Annotated in this window: 15 protein-coding genes; 9 read left to right on the plus strand and 6 right to left on the minus strand. The window is 45.1% G+C overall.

Annotated elements, in window-relative coordinates; translation table 11 throughout:
• Nucleotides 1–217: 217 nt before the first annotated feature.
• The 3 genes from OU814_RS12135 to OU814_RS12145 are packed head-to-tail and all read left to right on the plus strand — an operon-like array spanning nucleotide 218 to nucleotide 3,369.
• A complete protein-coding gene (locus tag OU814_RS12135; RefSeq protein WP_268183106.1) occupies nucleotides 218–451 on the plus strand; it encodes a hypothetical protein in 234 nt (77 codons plus the stop codon).
• Nucleotides 426–2,684: a CHASE2 domain-containing protein gene (locus OU814_RS12140; RefSeq protein WP_268183108.1), complete on the plus strand. Its 2,259-nt coding sequence runs from the start codon at nucleotides 426–428 to the stop codon at nucleotides 2,682–2,684. The genes OU814_RS12135 and OU814_RS12140 overlap by 26 nt, the downstream gene beginning before the upstream one ends.
• Nucleotides 2,677–3,369 carry a hypothetical protein gene (locus OU814_RS12145; protein ID WP_268183110.1) on the plus strand — a complete coding sequence of 231 codons (693 nt, stop codon included), beginning with the start codon at nucleotides 2,677–2,679 and terminating at the stop codon, nucleotides 3,367–3,369. The genes OU814_RS12140 and OU814_RS12145 overlap by 8 nt, the downstream gene beginning before the upstream one ends.
• Nucleotides 3,370–3,602: 233 nt before the next feature.
• Here OU814_RS12145 and OU814_RS12150 read toward each other — a convergent pair whose 3' ends face one another.
• Nucleotides 3,603–5,669 (minus strand): caspase family protein, encoded by a 2,067-nt coding sequence (locus OU814_RS12150; protein WP_268183113.1) that lies wholly within the window; start codon nucleotides 5,667–5,669, stop codon nucleotides 3,603–3,605.
• 249 nt (nucleotides 5,670–5,918) lie between these two features.
• Between OU814_RS12150 and OU814_RS12155 the strand changes: the two genes are divergently transcribed.
• The 6 genes from OU814_RS12155 to OU814_RS12180 all read left to right on the plus strand — a co-directional run bounded on the left by OU814_RS12155 (nucleotide 5,919) and on the right by OU814_RS12180 (nucleotide 12,630).
• The gene (locus OU814_RS12155; RefSeq protein ID WP_017286213.1) at nucleotides 5,919–7,220 is read left to right on the plus strand and encodes a hypothetical protein; all 1,302 of its coding nucleotides are present in this window, start codon (nucleotides 5,919–5,921) and stop codon (nucleotides 7,218–7,220) included.
• A 2-nt stretch (nucleotides 7,221–7,222) separates the two neighbouring features.
• Entirely contained in the window at nucleotides 7,223–8,290 is a 1,068-nt protein-coding gene (locus OU814_RS12160) for a DUF1822 family protein (RefSeq protein ID WP_268183117.1), read from the plus strand.
• 362 nt (nucleotides 8,291–8,652) lie between these two features.
• Nucleotides 8,653–9,477, plus strand: coding sequence for a hypothetical protein (locus OU814_RS12165; protein ID WP_268183120.1), 825 nt, complete (start codon nucleotides 8,653–8,655; stop codon nucleotides 9,475–9,477).
• A gap of 38 nt (nucleotides 9,478–9,515) precedes the next feature.
• Entirely contained in the window at nucleotides 9,516–10,934 is a 1,419-nt protein-coding gene (locus tag OU814_RS12170; protein ID WP_268183122.1) for a hypothetical protein, read from the plus strand.
• 1 nt (nucleotide 10,935) lies between these two features.
• On the plus strand, nucleotides 10,936–11,670 hold the full coding sequence (locus OU814_RS12175) for an SGNH/GDSL hydrolase family protein (protein WP_268183124.1): 735 nt from the start codon (nucleotides 10,936–10,938) through the stop codon (nucleotides 11,668–11,670).
• Nucleotides 11,671–11,955: 285 nt separating this feature from the next.
• Nucleotides 11,956–12,630 (plus strand): pyridoxamine 5'-phosphate oxidase family protein, encoded by a 675-nt coding sequence (locus tag OU814_RS12180; RefSeq protein ID WP_268183127.1) that lies wholly within the window; start codon nucleotides 11,956–11,958, stop codon nucleotides 12,628–12,630.
• 135 nt (nucleotides 12,631–12,765) lie between these two features.
• Here the strand turns inward: OU814_RS12180 and OU814_RS12185 are convergent, their stop codons facing one another.
• The 5 genes from OU814_RS12185 to OU814_RS12205 all read right to left on the minus strand — a co-directional run bounded on the left by OU814_RS12185 (nucleotide 12,766) and on the right by OU814_RS12205 (nucleotide 17,024).
• The gene (locus OU814_RS12185) at nucleotides 12,766–13,068 is read right to left on the minus strand and encodes a hypothetical protein (RefSeq protein ID WP_268183129.1); all 303 of its coding nucleotides are present in this window, start codon (nucleotides 13,066–13,068) and stop codon (nucleotides 12,766–12,768) included.
• Nucleotides 13,065–15,014, minus strand: a complete 1,950-nt coding sequence (locus tag OU814_RS12190; RefSeq protein ID WP_268183132.1) for a hypothetical protein — start codon at nucleotides 15,012–15,014, stop codon at nucleotides 13,065–13,067. Before OU814_RS12190 ends, OU814_RS12185 begins: the two co-directional genes overlap by 4 nt.
• A 253-nt stretch (nucleotides 15,015–15,267) precedes the next feature.
• Nucleotides 15,268–15,825, minus strand: coding sequence for a hypothetical protein (locus tag OU814_RS12195; protein WP_268183134.1), 558 nt, complete (start codon nucleotides 15,823–15,825; stop codon nucleotides 15,268–15,270).
• A gap of 29 nt (nucleotides 15,826–15,854) precedes the next feature.
• Nucleotides 15,855–16,337: a hypothetical protein gene (locus OU814_RS12200; protein WP_268183136.1), complete on the minus strand. Its 483-nt coding sequence runs from the start codon at nucleotides 16,335–16,337 to the stop codon at nucleotides 15,855–15,857.
• Nucleotides 16,338–16,403: 66 nt separating this feature from the next.
• Nucleotides 16,404–17,024, minus strand: a complete 621-nt coding sequence (locus OU814_RS12205) for a tetratricopeptide repeat protein (protein ID WP_268183138.1) — start codon at nucleotides 17,022–17,024, stop codon at nucleotides 16,404–16,406.
• Nucleotides 17,025–17,149: the final 125 nt, after the last annotated feature.

Genomic DNA, 17,149 nt, shown 5'->3' on the forward strand with positions numbered 1-17,149 from the left:
TAATGAATCAAACCGACGCAATCAGGTCGATGCTCGATTAGAAAAAGACGCTCAACAGTCCAAAACCCCAAAAGCCTACCAAAGAGATCATTGATTCGCTGAATCGCTTTGTGCTTTTCTCAATCATGCAATGGAGGAAACTTCAGAACTAGAATGGTCTTTGCCCGCCATTCTAGAATCGATCCAAAAACCGACCTTGACCGCAAGCACACGTCTTATGATTCAATCAGATGGGACTAACTTAATTGAGGAAGAAGCCAAAGCACAATCGACTTATCTCATTGCTCAAGTCATTGGAGCTTGGAGCGAGACATTTACGTTAACACTCAAAAGCTTTGATCCTGAAAGTGGCATTCTATTAGATTCTCTAAGCCTGCCGCCCGTTTTGTTTCAACTGTGTTTCAACCTTACTCAGGTCTGTTGCGATGTTATTGAAAATCTGGCGTGTTGAGCAAACTTGTTTATTCGAGCTAGTCTGGAATGAGGCGCACACGCTCAGCGCGAAACTCATCTATCCAGAAACCCTGACGACGCTCTATCAAACCTGGAAAAACACTTACCTCCAGTTTTATCGCTCAACCTTACGTGCCCGTCCCGGTCTCGTGCTGAACTTAGAAGAACCTGAGATTGATTGGCGCACTCGCCTGGTTCAAGCAGAAGCCACGTTTTTAGCAGAATTTCACTACTGGGTAAATAGCGCAGAACTACTAGAAATTCGACGACAAATTACTCGTTCTAAAACTTCAACCCTCTATCTGCGTTGCGATTCTCCAGAGATTGTTAAACTTCCTTGGGAATCTTGGCAGATTGGCTCAGAATTCGGCTCTGGTCAACCGATTCATGTGATCCGAACTTCAGTTGCTCTCTGTGCTGAACAAGCGAAACCCGTTCGTCGAACTAGAAATCGGATCTTAGTCATTCTTGGCGATGAAACTGGCTTGAACTTTGAAGCTGAACGTGCTGCCTTACAGCAGTTAGATCATCGCACTGAAATTAGCTTAGTTGGGTGGCAACCAGCGATCCGAACACCTGAGTTATTGCAACAGATTAAGACTGCGATCGCTGATCCCGAAGGTTGGGACATTCTCTTTTTTGCAGGACATAGCAACGAAACCGCGCTCACGGGCGGAGAACTCGGTATTGCTCCAAACACTTCAATTCTCATGAGTGAAATTGCACCGCAGCTAAAAACGGCTCAAGAACGCGGATTGCAATTTGCGATTTTCAACTCCTGTAACGGTTTGAGCATTGCAGAATTGCTGATCAAGCTAGGGTTGAATCAAGTTGTTGTGATGCGTGAGCCAATTCGTGATGATGTTGCAAAAGACTTTCTGATTCACTTTTTAAGATATCTATCGAGTCATCAAGATGCTCAAGAGGCAACGATCTCAGCGTGTCAGTTCCTCAAACTAGAGAAGAATTTAACTTATCCTTCAGCCTATCTCATTCCATCTTTATTTTCTCATCCTCAAGCTCAACCTTTTCGGCTCTTCACACCGAGTTGGAAGACACAGCTTAGACGATGGAAACCGAAGTGCCGAGAAGCGATCGTACTCAGCTTATTCGCAATTCTAAGTGGTTGGCTCCCGATCCAAAGTGCCCTGATTGATCAACGTCAACTCGCACAAGCCTTGTATCGCCAGATTACTCGCCAAGGAATTCAGGCAACCGCCCCTTCAACTTTGCTCATTCAAATCAATGAAGAATCCCTACAAAAAGATGGCATCAAATTAATTGAGCAGAATCTCGATCGCCGATATCTTGCGAAAGTTATCGATCGCATTTCTCAATCAGAGAGTTCTGTCATTGGCATTAACTATCTATTGTTTCGGCATCAACCGAGTAGCGATCGCATCTTCGCAAAATCTCTTCAATCAGCGACTAAATCCGGTAAGCAAATCGTTTTCTCAGCCACTCAAGATGTTCAATCCTATCAAGCTTGGGTGACAGCTTTACCAGAGTTCACGAAATTTGGTAGCAGTGGAGATATGGACTTGCTAGGCGATCCAGCCTTTTATGCACGATTGATTGGTGACACTTCAGCCCAAACTGAGATGCTCCCTTTCGCTTACCAAGTCGTGCGATCGTGTAATCCAAAAGCACTCAATCGGCAGAATGAACACCTCTATTTTCATCCAATCACTCAACTCTCTGCTTTATTTGGGCAAACCTGGCTTCACCCTTTAGTCGATTTCTCAATTCCGCCCAATCAAGTTTATGATGCAGTTCCAAGCTGGCAATACTTACAGAATCGAGATAATCCGAACAATGAAATTGTCTTGGTCGTTCCTGGTGGACAACTCGATGCAGGAGTTCTGCCTGGGGAAGATTATTTTAGTACTCCACTTGCCTTCAAATTTTGGCAGCCGAATGCAACTAGAAAGATGTCAGGAGGAACAATTCATGCTTATTTGATTCATAGTTTAGTAGCTCACCGTATGATTCTTCCAATTCCTGATCTTTGGATTATCATCATTGCTGCGATCGCTGGTAAAAGCACAATCATTTTAATCACTCAGAAAAAACTCAACTGTAAATGGTTTTTCATTGTCCCAATTCTCTACGGCTTAGTTAGCTTACAGTTCTACATTTCTTCCCAAGTTCTGATCCCGTTTCTACTACCCACGCTGACCTATCTTGCATTTCTAGCGCAACTCAATCTCAAACCTCAGTCAAATGATTAAACAAACTCTAGTTCTGATGAGCTTTCTGGTCGCATCTCCGGTTGTTGTGCTAGCGGATGCTCCTGTTCATGCACAACAGCGCTCAAATTGGCAAGAATTCTTTCAGCGAATTGTCTCCCGTTCTCCGCTTCCTCGCAAAAGAGGCGGCGGTCGTGAAGGTCTTTTGGGTTGGCAAGTGCTGACTCCTGGCAGTTTGTCACAACAACTATGGACATTGCAACCGATTTTAGTTTGGCGATCGCAGCCTAATGGAAAGCTAATTCCCGATCGTGCTGAAATTCTTCCGGCAGGTTCAGGCTCTCCCATTTGGAGCCAACGAATCCAGCCAAGTCGGACAACACCGATCACAGCTAAACTGGAGCCTGGTAAAACTTATGTCTTGCGATTCTCAAAGTGGAATGCTGACCTGAAGAAAGATGAGGTGATCATCGGGTGGGACATTGAAGTCATGCCAACTGCACAACGGCAGAAAGTCGCCGCAGCGCTCAATCGCCTCAACAAAAATCTCAAGCCTGTAGAACGATTGCAGCGAAGAATTGAGGTGCTCGCATCCTTCGGATTATGGTCTGATGTCGTTCAAGAGATTGAACAATCAAAGGTGTCTGCCCGCGATCGTCAGACCGCAATCAATGATCTACTCACACAGCTAGAAGATTCGGCGGGTTCAACCCGTATCAGAAAGTAAGTTCGCTGGCGGTTTTGAAAAGAATGATCTAATGTCCATACTGTCAATCGAACCAAATCGTCAAACACGGACACTGCACGGGAAAAAAGCGGTAGAATTGCATGAATTTCGGATTCATGATCCCGAAGATGGGTGAGAATTGGGCGCTGAAGTTTTGAAAATACGCACTATGCTCAAAGGAACGTTTTGTACCCGTCACTGAAGCGCCCTTGCAGTCGCTTCGTTGTGCGGTCTCAAATGATCTCAAATGAGAGAGAAAGAACTGCAACATCATCACTACTTACTTTGTAGAAAGAGCTTTCTGGCTGTCGATCGAGATCCGAAAGAAGATTGTCAATGGCATCAATTCCTCGCTGATCTGCAATCGTAACTGGAGTACGATGTGATTCTTCTGCTAGCGTTCTCATTTGCTGATAGGTTCTCGTCAATGGATTACGACTTGCAACAATCAAAGCTTCACCCCGTCCAGCAGCCGGAGGTGCGATTCGGAAAGATTCGCTTGGGTCAGGGATCAGTCGATTCGCTTGGGCAGAAACTTCACCACTTAAGCTTTCACGAATGTAGTCATTGGGGAAAATGATCGAGAAGCGACCATTTGGACTGATCAGGGCAATGAGTAAATAGAGCGGTACACGATCGCGGTTCGTAATTTGAAGTTGGCAAGGCGTTCTCGCACGAATTGGCTGACTTGGTGTCGGCAAATTTCTGTAAGTACTTGCTTTTGCAATAATCTGCCCTGGTTGACTTTGAGGATAAAGTGAAACTTCGAGCTTCAATTTAGAACTGTTAGGGTTGAGGGTTTGGCGAATCAGATGTGCGGCGAAGAGTCCCTGGAATTTTGGGGTAAGCCGGACAATCGCCTTTGAAAGCGATTCTCCAGGTTGCTCGAAAGAATCAGGGAGAAGTTCTAAGCTTGGTGAAAACAGCGCAATACTATTGCGAGGTGCAGAGGTCGTTTGAGCAGTGACTCGACTGAGAATGTAATGTACCGATTGAGGATAGGAACCATCAGGGCGAGCAGGAATAAATTCGATTCGGGAACCTTGACCTTGAGGAACCTGATTGCCTAGCGATGAATCTAGACCAATTCGGAGTTTTGTCGTCTTCGAGATCACTCTTGACGTTTCTTTGAGTAATGCACCCGGAACAAGATTTCCGGTCAGCGTTGCAGTTGCGATTAAGCCTTTTCGCTGAGTAATCGTAGCCGTTGCTGTTCCTTCTAAAGTTGAAAACTGAGACTCACTACCAAATGCTTCGAGCGTTTTTTTATCTAACCCTCCAAGCCAGAGGGTTGCTTGATTGCGTTGAATCGATCGAACAACTGCTTGAGCCGCTTGGTTTACAGGAGAAGTGAAGTAGATGGGCTGTGTTTTGACTTCTGGCTTGGAATCGAAAACAGGCTCTTGAAAGCCTGTAGCAGTGAGTAGAGATCGTGTAATCATTGCCTCTGCATCGGTTAAACTGCTCGTCGTTTCCCAAAGATATTGAGTCAGACAGTAAGTAAATAAGCCTGAAGAAACATCCGCTACATCGCTTTCTTTAGCAATTTGATTTGCAGTTGCAGCCGCTAAGACAATGCCTTTTGCTGTTCCTGCTTTTCTACGATCGCGCAATTCCTGTGATGAAATGCCTAATTTTCTCATCCAGTTTTTCTGATAAGCAATTTCATCAGCACTCGGTTGATAGAAAGCATGACTTGCATCGGCTCGAACTCTCTCACTGCCACGAGTTCCGCCACCTGAGTAGCAGCAATCCAGTACTGCGGTAACATTCTCTGTTTTTAGGGCTGACATGAGTAAGAACAATGTCTTACCCATGATGTCATCGACGCTCTGATCGGCATTGCGATAATCGGCTCTAGCAGGGACGAAAGCGCTATTTGCTTGATCTGAAGTGATCGCATCCGAATCAAAGAGTCGAGAACCGTGCCCTGAGAAATGAAAGACAACAATATCGCCAGGTCTTGCTTGCTGGATGAGGTGCGCTTCAAAGGTTTGGAGAATATTGCTGCGGGTTGCATCTTGGTTGATTAAAATTTTGATATCTGAAGGCTTGAAGCCGAATCGATGGATCAGCAGTTCGCGTTGAAGTTGGACATCGGTTTCGCAACCTGTTAGGGGGGAAAGTCCGCGATGATTATCCTGCCTAACTCCGAAGGAATTACTCGTTTCCAAATAGCTATTAATTCCAACTAAGAACGCGAGTTTGCGAGAACTTGATTGTGCCAAAACTTGACCATATCGGCTTGCCTGAGCAAGATATAGCGCACCTGCTGCTTGAAGAAAATGACGACGTTTCATAGTCTTTCTCTACTCAACGTTAAGAAGAGTGCGGTGGTGAGTGGATTGATTCGACTCAAGCATGTCAGAAAACGGCACATCGTCAGATATTCCTTAATCGGTTAGACAGGTTAGTATCAAGATTTTATTTTCCTTTCTTCTCACTTGAATTACGGAATTCCGAAAAGTTGTCGAGAATCCTTGCAATATGCATAACTTCCTCCGGGAAGTATAATTTGATTTCTCTGATTGCTAGGAATTGAGGTGAGTATGGATGATCTCGTCAAATACTGGACACTAATCTGCATCAACCCGGCAGGCGGTTACCGAACAGAGAAAAGCGCGATCGCACACCGCTATATTACTCAGAACTATTCGCACATTTCCGAATCGCAACACTTACAGCAGCAGTTGGTTTACGCCTATCAACAGGGCTTCACAGAAGCAGAACTTTGTCTTCGCTGCTTTATCTCACATTGCACACTGGAAGAATGTAGCTCTATCGCACGCCAGTTTGGTGAGTACTATCAATTTCATCAATTCGATCTGCTGACCTATGTGCTAGATGATGATGGTTCACTCTCGACTGAATACAGCCCATTGTCCAAAAGAATTCTAGCAAGCTACAATCCAGCGATCGCAACATTGAATACTTGGGCAACTCGATTGGTTCGACAACATCCAGAACTGAATCAATTTTTTAAGCAACAGGGTTTATTCTTAAAAAGCGATTGGGCAATTCTCAACAGTACAACCTCAAAACAATTGCAGCGCATCTTAAAAGAACGATTTTACTGGTCAGCAGAAACGATTCAAACTGCCATTCTGTATCTTGAAAGCTATCATGCGGTGTATTTGAACGATCGCATTGCTGCAGGAAGTCAAGGCAGATGTAAAGAGCCAACTTCTGAGCAGTTGCAGCGAATGGTAGAGTATTTGCAGCCGAAGATCGTTTCTCCCAATCAAATTTTGAATCAGTTACTTGCGATCGCGCATTGTCTTCGGCAACATCGGCTCAATCGGTACCAGACTGAATCGATCGAGGATAAAGCAATTCAAGCGAAGGCAGAACATCCGAGTCATTCGGAGGCTGATCCCGCAGAAGAATTTTTAAACTACTATCGCGCTCAATTCTTAAAATGTTTGAATGCGTCTTTAGAAATTGTGATTCACGATTACACCAGTCGTTTAAAAGGTCAAAAAGTTGATCAATTCTTGACAGCATTGAAACTGCTTTATTGTCAGCGCGTAACCATGACCCAGATTGCTGATCAGCTTGATCTCAAGCGTCAAGACAACGTTGCACGACTTTTAAAATTAAAAACGCTGCGTGCTGATGTCGGGTTGCATATGCTCAAAGGGCTGAAACAGGATATCCGAGAGACGGCGCAAACCTTCATCGATCCAGAGCGACTGACTCAGTTTGCAGAAGCGATCGATCTCGCATTGCGCGATCAAGTCGATGCTCTGCTAGAAAAGGATGCTCAACAATCCAAAACGCCAAAAGCCTATCAAAGCAATAATCTGTTTGCTGAACAACTTTGTGCCTTGCTTAATCATTCCGGAGCATGATCATGATTCCGTTAAACGCTGCTTCTACCCCACTTGACCTCACATCAGACCGAATTAATCGAGCGATCGCATTTAGCCAGACACTCCCGAATTCTCTCACTCGCTGGCAATCTCATCTTGCTTTACTCGCTCTAGAAGGTCTGGCGCAATATTTTAGTGAGCGATCGATTCCGATTCAGTTCGATCGAACTCAGGCAAGATTACTTGAGCCTTCAGAATTTGGCATACCCGCTGCGATCAATTCGATTTATGCCGATCAATTTCACCTTGCTTTATTTGTCGTAGACAACGAAATTGAGTTTCCGATGAGTTTAATGCAAAATCCAGCTCACTTCTATATTGCTGCTAGTGTGAATGAGGAAGCGAATCAAATTGAATTTTATGGGTTTTTAAGAGGAGATCGACTGAATCTAAGTTCTACTTCTGATGCAACTTGTCTCATTCCGGTTTCTCAACTTGAAACAAATTTTGAGCACTTGTTTTGGTACTTAGCAAGTTTGGAATTGAGTGCGATTCCGTTACCATCGTCAAGTTTAGCCATTTCTGCTCAATGGCTGATTCAACCGCTTGTCAATGCGGCTCAATGGGTTCAGACTCAAATTGATGAATGGTCTTGGACACTGTTTTCGTTGGAGCTAGCGCCTGCCGGAATGAGAGCTTCAGCAAATGCGTTTAGCGCAGACTTAAGTTCTGTGTTTACTGAGATCGAGCGGTCTGGACTTCAAATTCCTTCAACAGCACAATCGGGTTATCGATCGATTAAACTCAACCAGCATACATTCCGACTTTACATCACGACTTGGGCAGTAGAAGAGGCAGAATGGTCTTTACTGGCAATCTTAGAATCAATTCAGTCTCCCACTTTGCCAACTGGGACACAACTGGTGATTCAAGCAGGCGAAACGGTATTAGTAGAGGAAGAAGCAAAAGCGCGATCGGCGTATCTGATTGCTCAGATCATCGGAGATTGGAATGAACAATTTACATTAACGCTCAAGAGTGTTGATCCTGGCGATCGCATGACTATCGACTCTCTGAGCTTACCTCCGATCGTTTTCCAACCGGATTAATGCCCTACTGCTCAGAATCTAGCGCGTCGAAAAACTTATCGATTCGAGCTAGTCTGGAATGGCTCACAAACTCTCAATGCATCAGAACTGCATAACCTGCCAAACTGTGAAACCTAGACCGTCCTAGAGGCAAAAATAAACTTTCTGCCTCTGCATCGCAAATCTCGTGACTTTTATCCGACAGACCAGGTATAACAGCAATGTGCATCTCGGAGTCCTTCACAAAGTGCAGCAATGTCCTAAGCAGAAGCTGCACATGCACGTCCGAAAGTGGCGATATCGAGATCGTCGCACTGCCGAACTCATCTGCATCCTGATGAACCTGGCAAACCTAACAATTACAGCAATAAAGCATTATTGAAATGTCATTGAAGCCATTGAATTTCTTTTTCATGCTGGCGGCTATCTCTGTCGCCGCACTTGTCCCTTCACAAGTTCGTGCCGAGGGAAACTGCCCACCGGGTTTTTACCCGATCGGGGGTGGCAGCGGTGGTTGGGTCGGCTGTGCTCCGATGGATGGCGGTGTAGGCAGCGGACAAGCACAACCAGCTAATAATCCACCGCCCATGATTAACAATGGTGTCAGGCTGCCCGGGCTTTCTACCTATGATCCTCAAAAGTGGGCGGATTTCTTTGAACACCTGCGCCAGTCATCACTCAGAGACCAGAGAGAATTGATCGTTAAGCGCAATGGTGAGGCTGCTGGTAAAACTTTTGACGAGCTTGCTGAAGGAGTGTGGACGGTGGGTCGCTCTCCTGCGGGGCAGAGTACACTTGCTTGTGCGGCAACATTTTGGACGCTGAACGGTGGGGTTGTTTTGATGGACTGGAAAGGAGAGCAATCCGGCACAGCGATGATGTTCTTTGCCAGGTCTATGCCGCCTGAGAAAAAAGCGAAGCGGATGCGAGTCAGTCTCGTGCAATCCGGGGAGACGCAAACTGTCGAGGTCTTGGCATCACATTTCCCGCTGGCTCCCAAGATGGGCATGATTTTCTTCAAGGTTCCATCAAGCGAAGCACTGCTCGGATCGATCGAAGACACCCAGGACTTTGCCGTTCATCTGGAGAGCCGTAAACTTTTGAGCGGTGAATGGCACAGTGCCGCTCCAATGCGTAAGGATCTAGCCGAATGCGTGGCTCAGATTACGCGGGAAACCTCTCAGCCCAGAGGTAAGAGCGAACGATAGCACAGACATGATTCAGTAATTCAAGAGTTGACTTTACGATGCGTTTAATAGTTTCTCAATCTTGGTTGTTCGTATTGACAGCGATTTGGTTTGTTCCTTCTAGTATTCGTCCTGCATACTCAGCAGAAATTCAGCTTCCGATGATTCGGACAAGTTGCACAACCGATTCTCATCGACTGCTCGCGCCCATGCCTTTGAGGCTACCACCAACAGCTGTTTACGTTAGATCTGAGCAAGTGGCTCAGGCTAGAAAGCTTAAGACATTAATTGCAGCGAGACAATGGGAGCAGGCGCTGCAAGAGTTTCAGAAAGGATCGAGTTGGGTACAAGATGAGACAGCGCGATCGCTCTTTGTTGGACTGGTTCGAGCCAATGAAACGGCTCGTGCATCTCGGTTTGTGATTGAGCAGTTTCCGCCACAGTCTCGACAACGAGCGCGGGGAATCGGCGCGATCGCGGCTGAACTAACGGGTCGCAATCAATTGAATGATGCGATCGCACTTCTCAAAAAATTGCCTCAGACTTCCGAATATCTCAGTGATGCTGTGACTCCAGTTGTGGATACGCTTGCTGCAACCCATCAGATTCAAACCATTCCGCAAGTCATGACGTTGTTTCCTGTAACTGAGAAATGGACAATTTGGACAGATGTTGCGAATGCAGTACTATTTGAGCCAGCGCAAGCGAAAGCAGTTGCAGGCATGATCGAAGGGGAATATCTACGATCGCTCACCCTAAAAAATATGGCAACAAAATGGTTATCTGAAAACCGCCGTGAGGTTGTCAAAGCTTGGACAATTGCAAACGATATAGAAGATTGCTCAATCCGTATAGAAGTTTTAGTAAACGCCTTTGAACAACTGAATGCTTCAAACTTGAATGTGTCTAATCCTCAGAAAGCGAAAGCACTCGATCAGATAGAAGCTTTGATTGCAGTACTGCGTGATCCGAACTTAAACTATCAAAGTGATCTGATCAACTACCAAGTTTCGCTAGCAGGTCTAAATATCCGAAGCGGACGTAAAGCACATGGTTTGAAGTTACTCGAAAACGTTCAGAAAGGCTTGAAACAATTTGATTCGGATACCTACCGAGCAGAGACTTTGATCAAACTTGCGACTCAGTATCAGTCGATCGGAGATAACCGAACTGCAATTCAAATGCTAGATAATGCCGCGATCGCGGTTCGGGATGCTTATAATCCAAAACCTCAAACGAGTGGTCAATTTATCTTACCGCCGTTAGTCCCGGCTCCTTACTGGCGCGAGGAGAAGCTATATAAAATTGCTGAACGCTATCGATCGCTCAACCAAATCCGAAAAGCAGAGGCAATTGAGCGAACGTTGCCGCAGCGCGCAAAAATTACGCTTCCCAGTCATTTCAAGCAACGCGCTAATCCCGTTCGCAGGGTTCAGCCTTCTCAAGTTCCATCCTTAAAAGTTCCAGAGAGTCGCTAGGATGCGATTCACTGTGTTAATAGGCGCGATCGCAGTTTTGGGAGCTTCGATCGCGCTGAACGTTATCCTATTTAGTCAGGCAAAAAAGTACTATCTCGAACTGAATGAAACGCGACTTGATCCGGTTGGATTGAGCACTTATTCTACTTCTCCTAGTCCCAGTCAGAATCGACCTCGCGTCGTCTTTTTTGGAGACTCTAGGGCTGAGAATTGGACATTTCCAGAGATGAGTCAGTATGAATTCATCGATCGTGGAATTAGCTCACAAACCTCAGTGCAAGCCATTCAACGATTTCAACAGCATGTCCGACCCTTACAGCCTAGAGTCATCATTGTTCAGGTTGGAATTAATGATCTCAAGACGATCGCATTATTTCCAGAACGAAAAGCTGAGATCATCGAAAATTGTCGATCGAATATTGAGCGAATTGTTCAAGAATCGAAAGCTTTGGGCGCGATCGTGATTCTGACTACGATTTTTCCAGTCGGAGATGTGCCCCTTCAGCGTCAGCCCTTTTGGTCAGATGAAATTGGTCAAGCTGTGCAAGAGATGAATCGTGAGCTAGCAGCACTAGCTAGCGATCGAGTGATGATTTTTGATGCGTTTTCAATTCTCGCTGACTCACAAGGCAAGCTACGCTCAGACTATCGAATGGATGAATTGCACCTGAATCAACAGGGATACTCAAGGTTAAATCAAGCGCTGATTGAACCGCTTGAAATGCTCAAACTTTAGATTTTTGTTCTACTTTTGAAGCTGAATTGATTCAATTTGATGTTACGCAATCCTTTGAGGAGCAAGTTCTCAGCTTTTTACCTTGAGTTTATCTTTAGAGATTTTTGCGATCGTTTTTCATAGCACTTTTACAGGTTCTTCAATCGTGCGTAATAGTCTACGGTTTTAAGTCTGAGAGGTTATGCAAGAGCCTGTTCAGTTGCATATGCTCAAAACCACAAACGCTACAAACTAATGTCTTCAGCAAGGATTGCTCAGGCACACGCTTCTCAATTCACAATAACCATGACGAAAACAACAGAGAACAAGTTACCCGGTTCTAAAGGTGAACACTTAGCCCAAGCAAAATATGGCACAACTCGACGAGCCTTAGCATTTTACAACAAGCAAATGCTAACCTATCTCAATCCATTAATGTGTGAGTTTATTGGGCAGCAAGAACTGCTATTCATCGCGACATCTGATGCACAAGGAGAATGTGATTGCTCGCTTAGAGCAGGTCATCCTGGCTTTGTTAAAGTGCTAGATGAGAAAACCCTCGTATATCCAGAATACCGAGGAAATGGAGTCATGGCGAGTGTCGGCAACATTCTAGAAAATCCCCATATCGGCATGATTTTCATTGATTTTTTCCAACATACAGTTGGCTTACATGTCAATGGAAAAGCTTGTGTTGTTGAGAACGACGAGCTAGCTCATCTTCCGAATGTATCTTCGGAGGTTATTGAAGAAAGCAAAATTTGTGGCGGTCGTAGCCCTGAACGTTGGATTTTAGTTGAAGTAGAAGAAGCCTACATTCACTGTTCTAAACACATTCCATTGCTGCAAAAGCTCGATAAAAAGATTCATTGGGGCACAGATGATATGAAGCACAAAGGGGGAGACGCTTTCAAAGCAAAAGATTGTTCGCGTCCCTGGAATCAAAAGGTCGTAGAATCTGATATTGATCAGTGTTGTTGACCGTTTTCTCGGTGTGGACATTCTGAAGCGTAATCAATGTTTGAATGCTCTTTAAAAAAGTAGAGTTCATACTCAAACGTAAGAATATTCAACAGCTAGAGTGCTTTAGCTTTCTACTCATTGAACGCTTCAGCTTTAGTCTTGAGGTCTACTATGATTGATTGTCAGATCGTGATCTTTTTTGTTTGGGTAGAATCGCTTCTTTTCAGAGAGTTGATAAAAGAGCGTGCCATGAATGCCGTGAACTTCCGGCTTGTTTACACGCCTCTTCCACAGTCGAGCTAAAATTTGCCGCACTTCTTCATCGTCTTCAATGTCTTCGTTAAATTGAATATCTTGCCCTGGATTTGGGAAAATCTTGAGAAATTCCTCATCGGTTGCACTGTAGATATCATAAGCACAGTTGATTGCTCGATCGATGATTTGAATGTTTTTCATAGAGTGTCCTGCAAAAGTAAAAGTGCTGATTCTAGGAGCAGAAGAGCTTCTTGAGGCTGATTTGCTTGAGAATACAGTTTTGCGATCGCAACCAGGTTAGATCGAACAAACTCAGAATTTTTCAGATTTGCTCGTTTTGATAAGCGATCGCTGTTTTGCAAGGCATCGACTGCCAGTGCCAAGCGTCCCGCCTTCATTGCTTCTGTGAGCAAGTGATTCCAAGCCCTAATCTTGTGAGTGCAATTGGCATCTGGAATCTCAGCCATCAAAGCATAGGCTGTCGTGAAATCACGTGCAGAAGCGTAGGAATTGGCAAATGCTGCTAGTACAGCAATTCGATCGGATTGCCTGTTAGCTTGAGAAGGCGAAATCGGAGAAATCTTGAGTGGAGATTTTCGCGTCTGTTTTGTACGGAGAGGTGGATCTTTTGTTACAGGAATATATTGAGCAGCAGAAAAGAATTCTTCGAGCGGAGAGCGGGGGACAAATCGTGGAACTGGTGTTGGAAACGGATTGATGTTTAGGCGAGTAAGATTATATTGATTCTTCTGAACTTCGTATTCTGCATTGAGCAAGCTTCTTGCAGTCGCAAAATCCTCAATTTTGATGTATTTACTAGCAAGGTTGAATCGATTTTGATTTGAATTCAGTGATTTGAGCAGTGCTTGAGCCAGTGTGCGATCGCCGACTTCAATCAGCGCATCAATGACTTGAATAATATTGTTATCAGGCAAATCAGAAGAACGAATTTGACTGATTTCCTGAATGATTTGCTGGCTCACAGCCGATTGATTAGCTTGAGAGGCAATATGCGCGATCGCAGCAAGTGCTTGTAATTTATCAAGTCCATAAGTTGCTGAATTGGCAATGTGTCGAGCAGCTTCAAATTTTCTAGCCTTTGCAAAAATCTCTGCGACTTGGCTGACGCTATCCCGAACGTTCCAGGCTTCTCGAATTAAGCTGAGAGATTGTTGGGCAAACTTTTCATCACCCAGTTCAGCGGCTTGTTTTGCTAATTCAAAATATCCAAGCGATGCGTCATATTTCCTGAGGGTTCCAACGAGTTGCAATCCTTTGGATGATTGTCCTGCTGCGGCATAAGCTAGAGCCAGAGAGCGAGTGAACTCTTGCGAGTTTAGCCGACTTTTGTACTGCTGAAAACGCTGCTCAGCTTGAGTAATGTAAACAAGACCTTGCTGAGCTTGTCCTGATCGTGCAAGCTGATGACCCAGATCTAACCAATCTCTAGTCCCTCGATCGATTTGCGCTTGAGATGAGGCTGTGATGCGATCGGGCACGGAGGCTAGCAGCGATCGAGCAATTTCAGGTTGACCTGCTTTGCGGTAAGCGGTAGCAACATTGATCCAAGCTCTTGCAGGTGCTTTGTCTAAGTGCGATCGCGCTTTTTTGAGAAGATTTAATGTTTCAGTTTGATTGTTAGCTTGTTGATAGCTATCCGCAAGGTCTAGTATCCAGTTGATTGTTTGAATTTGAAAAGCTGGATCACGGTCTGACCATTGCTCTACTGCTGCAAGAATCCATTCTTTTCGAGTTTGCAGTGGGAGCCGCTGAAGCTGGAGAGAGAATGAATTCGCATAGAGCGAAGGATTTGTGATGAACGGAAGTAGGGAATTCGCATTTTTGCCAGCTTCTAAGTTCTGAATCGTTTCAAGTACAGCTTTATCAGCGGGTGAAAGCTTTAATCGGGATTGAATCTGCCGATTCAGTTCACTGCTGCGATCAGGACGATTTGCACGGAGAAATTCGATCGCGATCTCAGCCTGCCGAGTGGCCCAAGTTCTTTCACGATCGATAGGATGAGTCGGTAGCGCGATCGAGTTGATCCTGTCAATATCCTTGCAGGCAGGTTGTTCTGCGCTTGCTGGAATGCCGATTGAAGTCACCAGATATAAGCTCAGGAAACCGATCGTAACGCTCTTAGTCATTATAAATTTGCCTTCGGGTTGATTTGTTGATTACGTGCTCCCGCACAGGGTTTAAAACCCTGTGCTAACTGTGCGAAGTCCCTAAAGGGACTGAATCGCTGTATTCTGTTAGTCCCTTTAGGGACTTCGCACGGTTAGACCGTGATTTTCAATCACGGGCGGGAAAGCGCAATCAACGATCAACCGAAAATTTAGAGGTGGGAACTTTGATCGAGGCGACGTTGTACATTCCAAGATTTAACGGGAGTGATGACTACTGTTTTTGGTCAGGTTCGGATTGTGAAGGTTCGGATTGTGAAGGTTCGGATTGTGAAGGTTCTTGTTGTGAAGGTTCTTGTTGAGTGACCCAACCTTCTTTAGAACAGATCGCTATCCCTGTTTTCGGCTGCATTGTTGATAAGCACCAATAATCGTTGCCATCATAGACAACACCAGGTTTGATAGCTTGAAGTGAGGAAAGCGATCGCCATTCTTGCACACCTCCCTCAGTTTCATAACGGAAGCGAGCAGGTCTACCTGTGCCGGAGGCATCGCCTTGGACTTCTAGTGCCTGATCAGTTCCGCCGATCCAATATCGCCCTTCTACAATCTCTTCTACAATCTGAGGTGCTTCAGATTTGGTAGACTCTTTTACTTGGGCATTGATTTGAACATCGGGTTGAGTCGCTGCTTGAGTTGGAGTGACTTTGGCATCGAGTTGAAGATTAGGTTGAGTTGCTGCTTGGGTCGGAGTGACTTTGGCATCAATTTGAGCGTTACACCCTACGATCGCAAAACAACTCAGAAGCAAAACAAAACTGAAGTGACGCATTGGAATAAACCTTAGAAAATCATGTGCTTTTAGCAATAGGCAACAGACATGGAATTTTTGATCTTGACCCATTCTCGCATTGCAGCACGTTCATTTGGGCGAATCGGTGCGCCTCTTCTTCCAGGGTAGCGACTGTGAAAGACGGCATCTGCAAGACGCTCTTTTAGTGCCTCATCTTTATTAGGAAACGTCCAATCTGGCTCACCACATGCGCCTCCATTTGGACCGACTTTGGAGTAGCGCAAGCCACCTTGGTCAATCACACGGCGGATCGCATTCCATTCTCGAATATAGGCATGCTCATAATGCTGCAATCGGCGGCGATTTAGCCCAGGATTCAAATTCCCAAACAACCAATCTGTGACGCTATCCACTGATTGCTGGCGGGTTTCAGCATGGACACTGCTTGGACTACTCAGAATCAAAGGAATGCTTCCAGTACAAGCGATCGTCATTGCAAGAGTACTTAACGTAAAGAATTTCGAGATTGATTGCAAGTGTTGATTTTGCATGAGAAAAGCTCCAATTTAGTTAGCTACAAGGTTTTTCTATGATAGGAGAGTGGGGAATTCGACTGATCACTTTGAAGGATAAAATTGCTGGCGGAGGGTGTTGAGCCGTTGAGTAAATTGTTGTGCTTTACTCGAATGACCTTGAGCCGTGTAGATTGCAATGAGTTTTTCCAAAGGGGCAATCTCACTCAGATAGGTTTTTGCAGATGTCTTTTCGAGTAGACTCAACGCACGCAGATAGACAGTTTCTGCTTTATCGTATTGTCCTTGCTCAAAGTAGAGATCTCCTAGATCATGCAGTGCCGGAATTAAGTTTCGACTCTCTTGGCTGAACTTTGCCTCAGTTGCTTGAATCAGTTTTAAGAGCGTTGCTTCTGCTTTATCGTATTGTTTCGAGCCGCGATAAGCTTGAGACAAATGATGATAGCTTGTGACGATCGAAGGATGAGTGATCCCGAGAACAGATTCACCCGTTGCGATCGCAAATTGTGCTGTCAATGCGGCCGCCTCATATTCTTTTCGCGTCAGCAGTTCCACAACTTGCTGATTGTGATCATTGACCAGATTCTCAGTAACGACCTCATACCTGGGTAGAATGCACTCCTTCGCGTGAATCGGAATTTGATGAGCTAAACCAATGACGATGCCTACGGCGATCGCAATTGTGCTTTGAATGGGATGCGTCATGACTGATCACTCAACGTCTCATATAGGTTTAGGATTAACCACGATCGAGGTTATGCAATCTGCAAGAACTCCATCGTCATCCTAAATGCGCGAACGATAGACTGCCGATCTCTCGATCGCTGAAC

The sequence above is a fragment of the Leptolyngbya sp. GGD genome, assembly GCF_026735145.1.
In the GTDB taxonomy this organism is placed as follows: domain Bacteria; phylum Cyanobacteriota; class Cyanobacteriia; order Leptolyngbyales; family Leptolyngbyaceae; genus Leptolyngbya; species Leptolyngbya boryana.

Excerpts from the sequence above, each read along its gene's own strand:
- OU814_RS12180 (WP_268183127.1), top strand. The coding sequence starts at position 11,956 with ATGACGAAAACAACAGAGAACAAGTTACCCGGTTCTAAAGGTGAACAC.
- OU814_RS12150 (WP_268183113.1), bottom strand. The coding sequence starts at position 5,669 with ATGAAACGTCGTCATTTTCTTCAAGCAGCAGGTGCGCTATATCTTGCT.
- OU814_RS12205 (WP_268183138.1), bottom strand. The coding sequence starts at position 17,024 with ATGACGCATCCCATTCAAAGCACAATTGCGATCGCCGTAGGCATCGTC.
- OU814_RS12135 (WP_268183106.1), top strand. The coding sequence starts at position 218 with ATGATTCAATCAGATGGGACTAACTTAATTGAGGAAGAAGCCAAAGCA.
- OU814_RS12165 (WP_268183120.1), top strand. The coding sequence starts at position 8,653 with ATGTCATTGAAGCCATTGAATTTCTTTTTCATGCTGGCGGCTATCTCT.
- OU814_RS12160 (WP_268183117.1), top strand. The coding sequence starts at position 7,223 with ATGATTCCGTTAAACGCTGCTTCTACCCCACTTGACCTCACATCAGAC.
- OU814_RS12185 (WP_268183129.1), bottom strand. The coding sequence starts at position 13,068 with ATGAAAAACATTCAAATCATCGATCGAGCAATCAACTGTGCTTATGAT.
- OU814_RS12175 (WP_268183124.1), top strand. The coding sequence starts at position 10,936 with ATGCGATTCACTGTGTTAATAGGCGCGATCGCAGTTTTGGGAGCTTCG.
- OU814_RS12200 (WP_268183136.1), bottom strand. The coding sequence starts at position 16,337 with ATGCAAAATCAACACTTGCAATCAATCTCGAAATTCTTTACGTTAAGT.
- OU814_RS12190 (WP_268183132.1), bottom strand. The coding sequence starts at position 15,014 with ATGACTAAGAGCGTTACGATCGGTTTCCTGAGCTTATATCTGGTGACT.
- OU814_RS12170 (WP_268183122.1), top strand. The coding sequence starts at position 9,516 with ATGCGTTTAATAGTTTCTCAATCTTGGTTGTTCGTATTGACAGCGATT.
- OU814_RS12195 (WP_268183134.1), bottom strand. The coding sequence starts at position 15,825 with ATGCGTCACTTCAGTTTTGTTTTGCTTCTGAGTTGTTTTGCGATCGTA.
- OU814_RS12140 (WP_268183108.1), top strand. The coding sequence starts at position 426 with ATGTTATTGAAAATCTGGCGTGTTGAGCAAACTTGTTTATTCGAGCTA.
- OU814_RS12155 (WP_017286213.1), top strand. The coding sequence starts at position 5,919 with ATGGATGATCTCGTCAAATACTGGACACTAATCTGCATCAACCCGGCA.
- OU814_RS12145 (WP_268183110.1), top strand. The coding sequence starts at position 2,677 with ATGATTAAACAAACTCTAGTTCTGATGAGCTTTCTGGTCGCATCTCCG.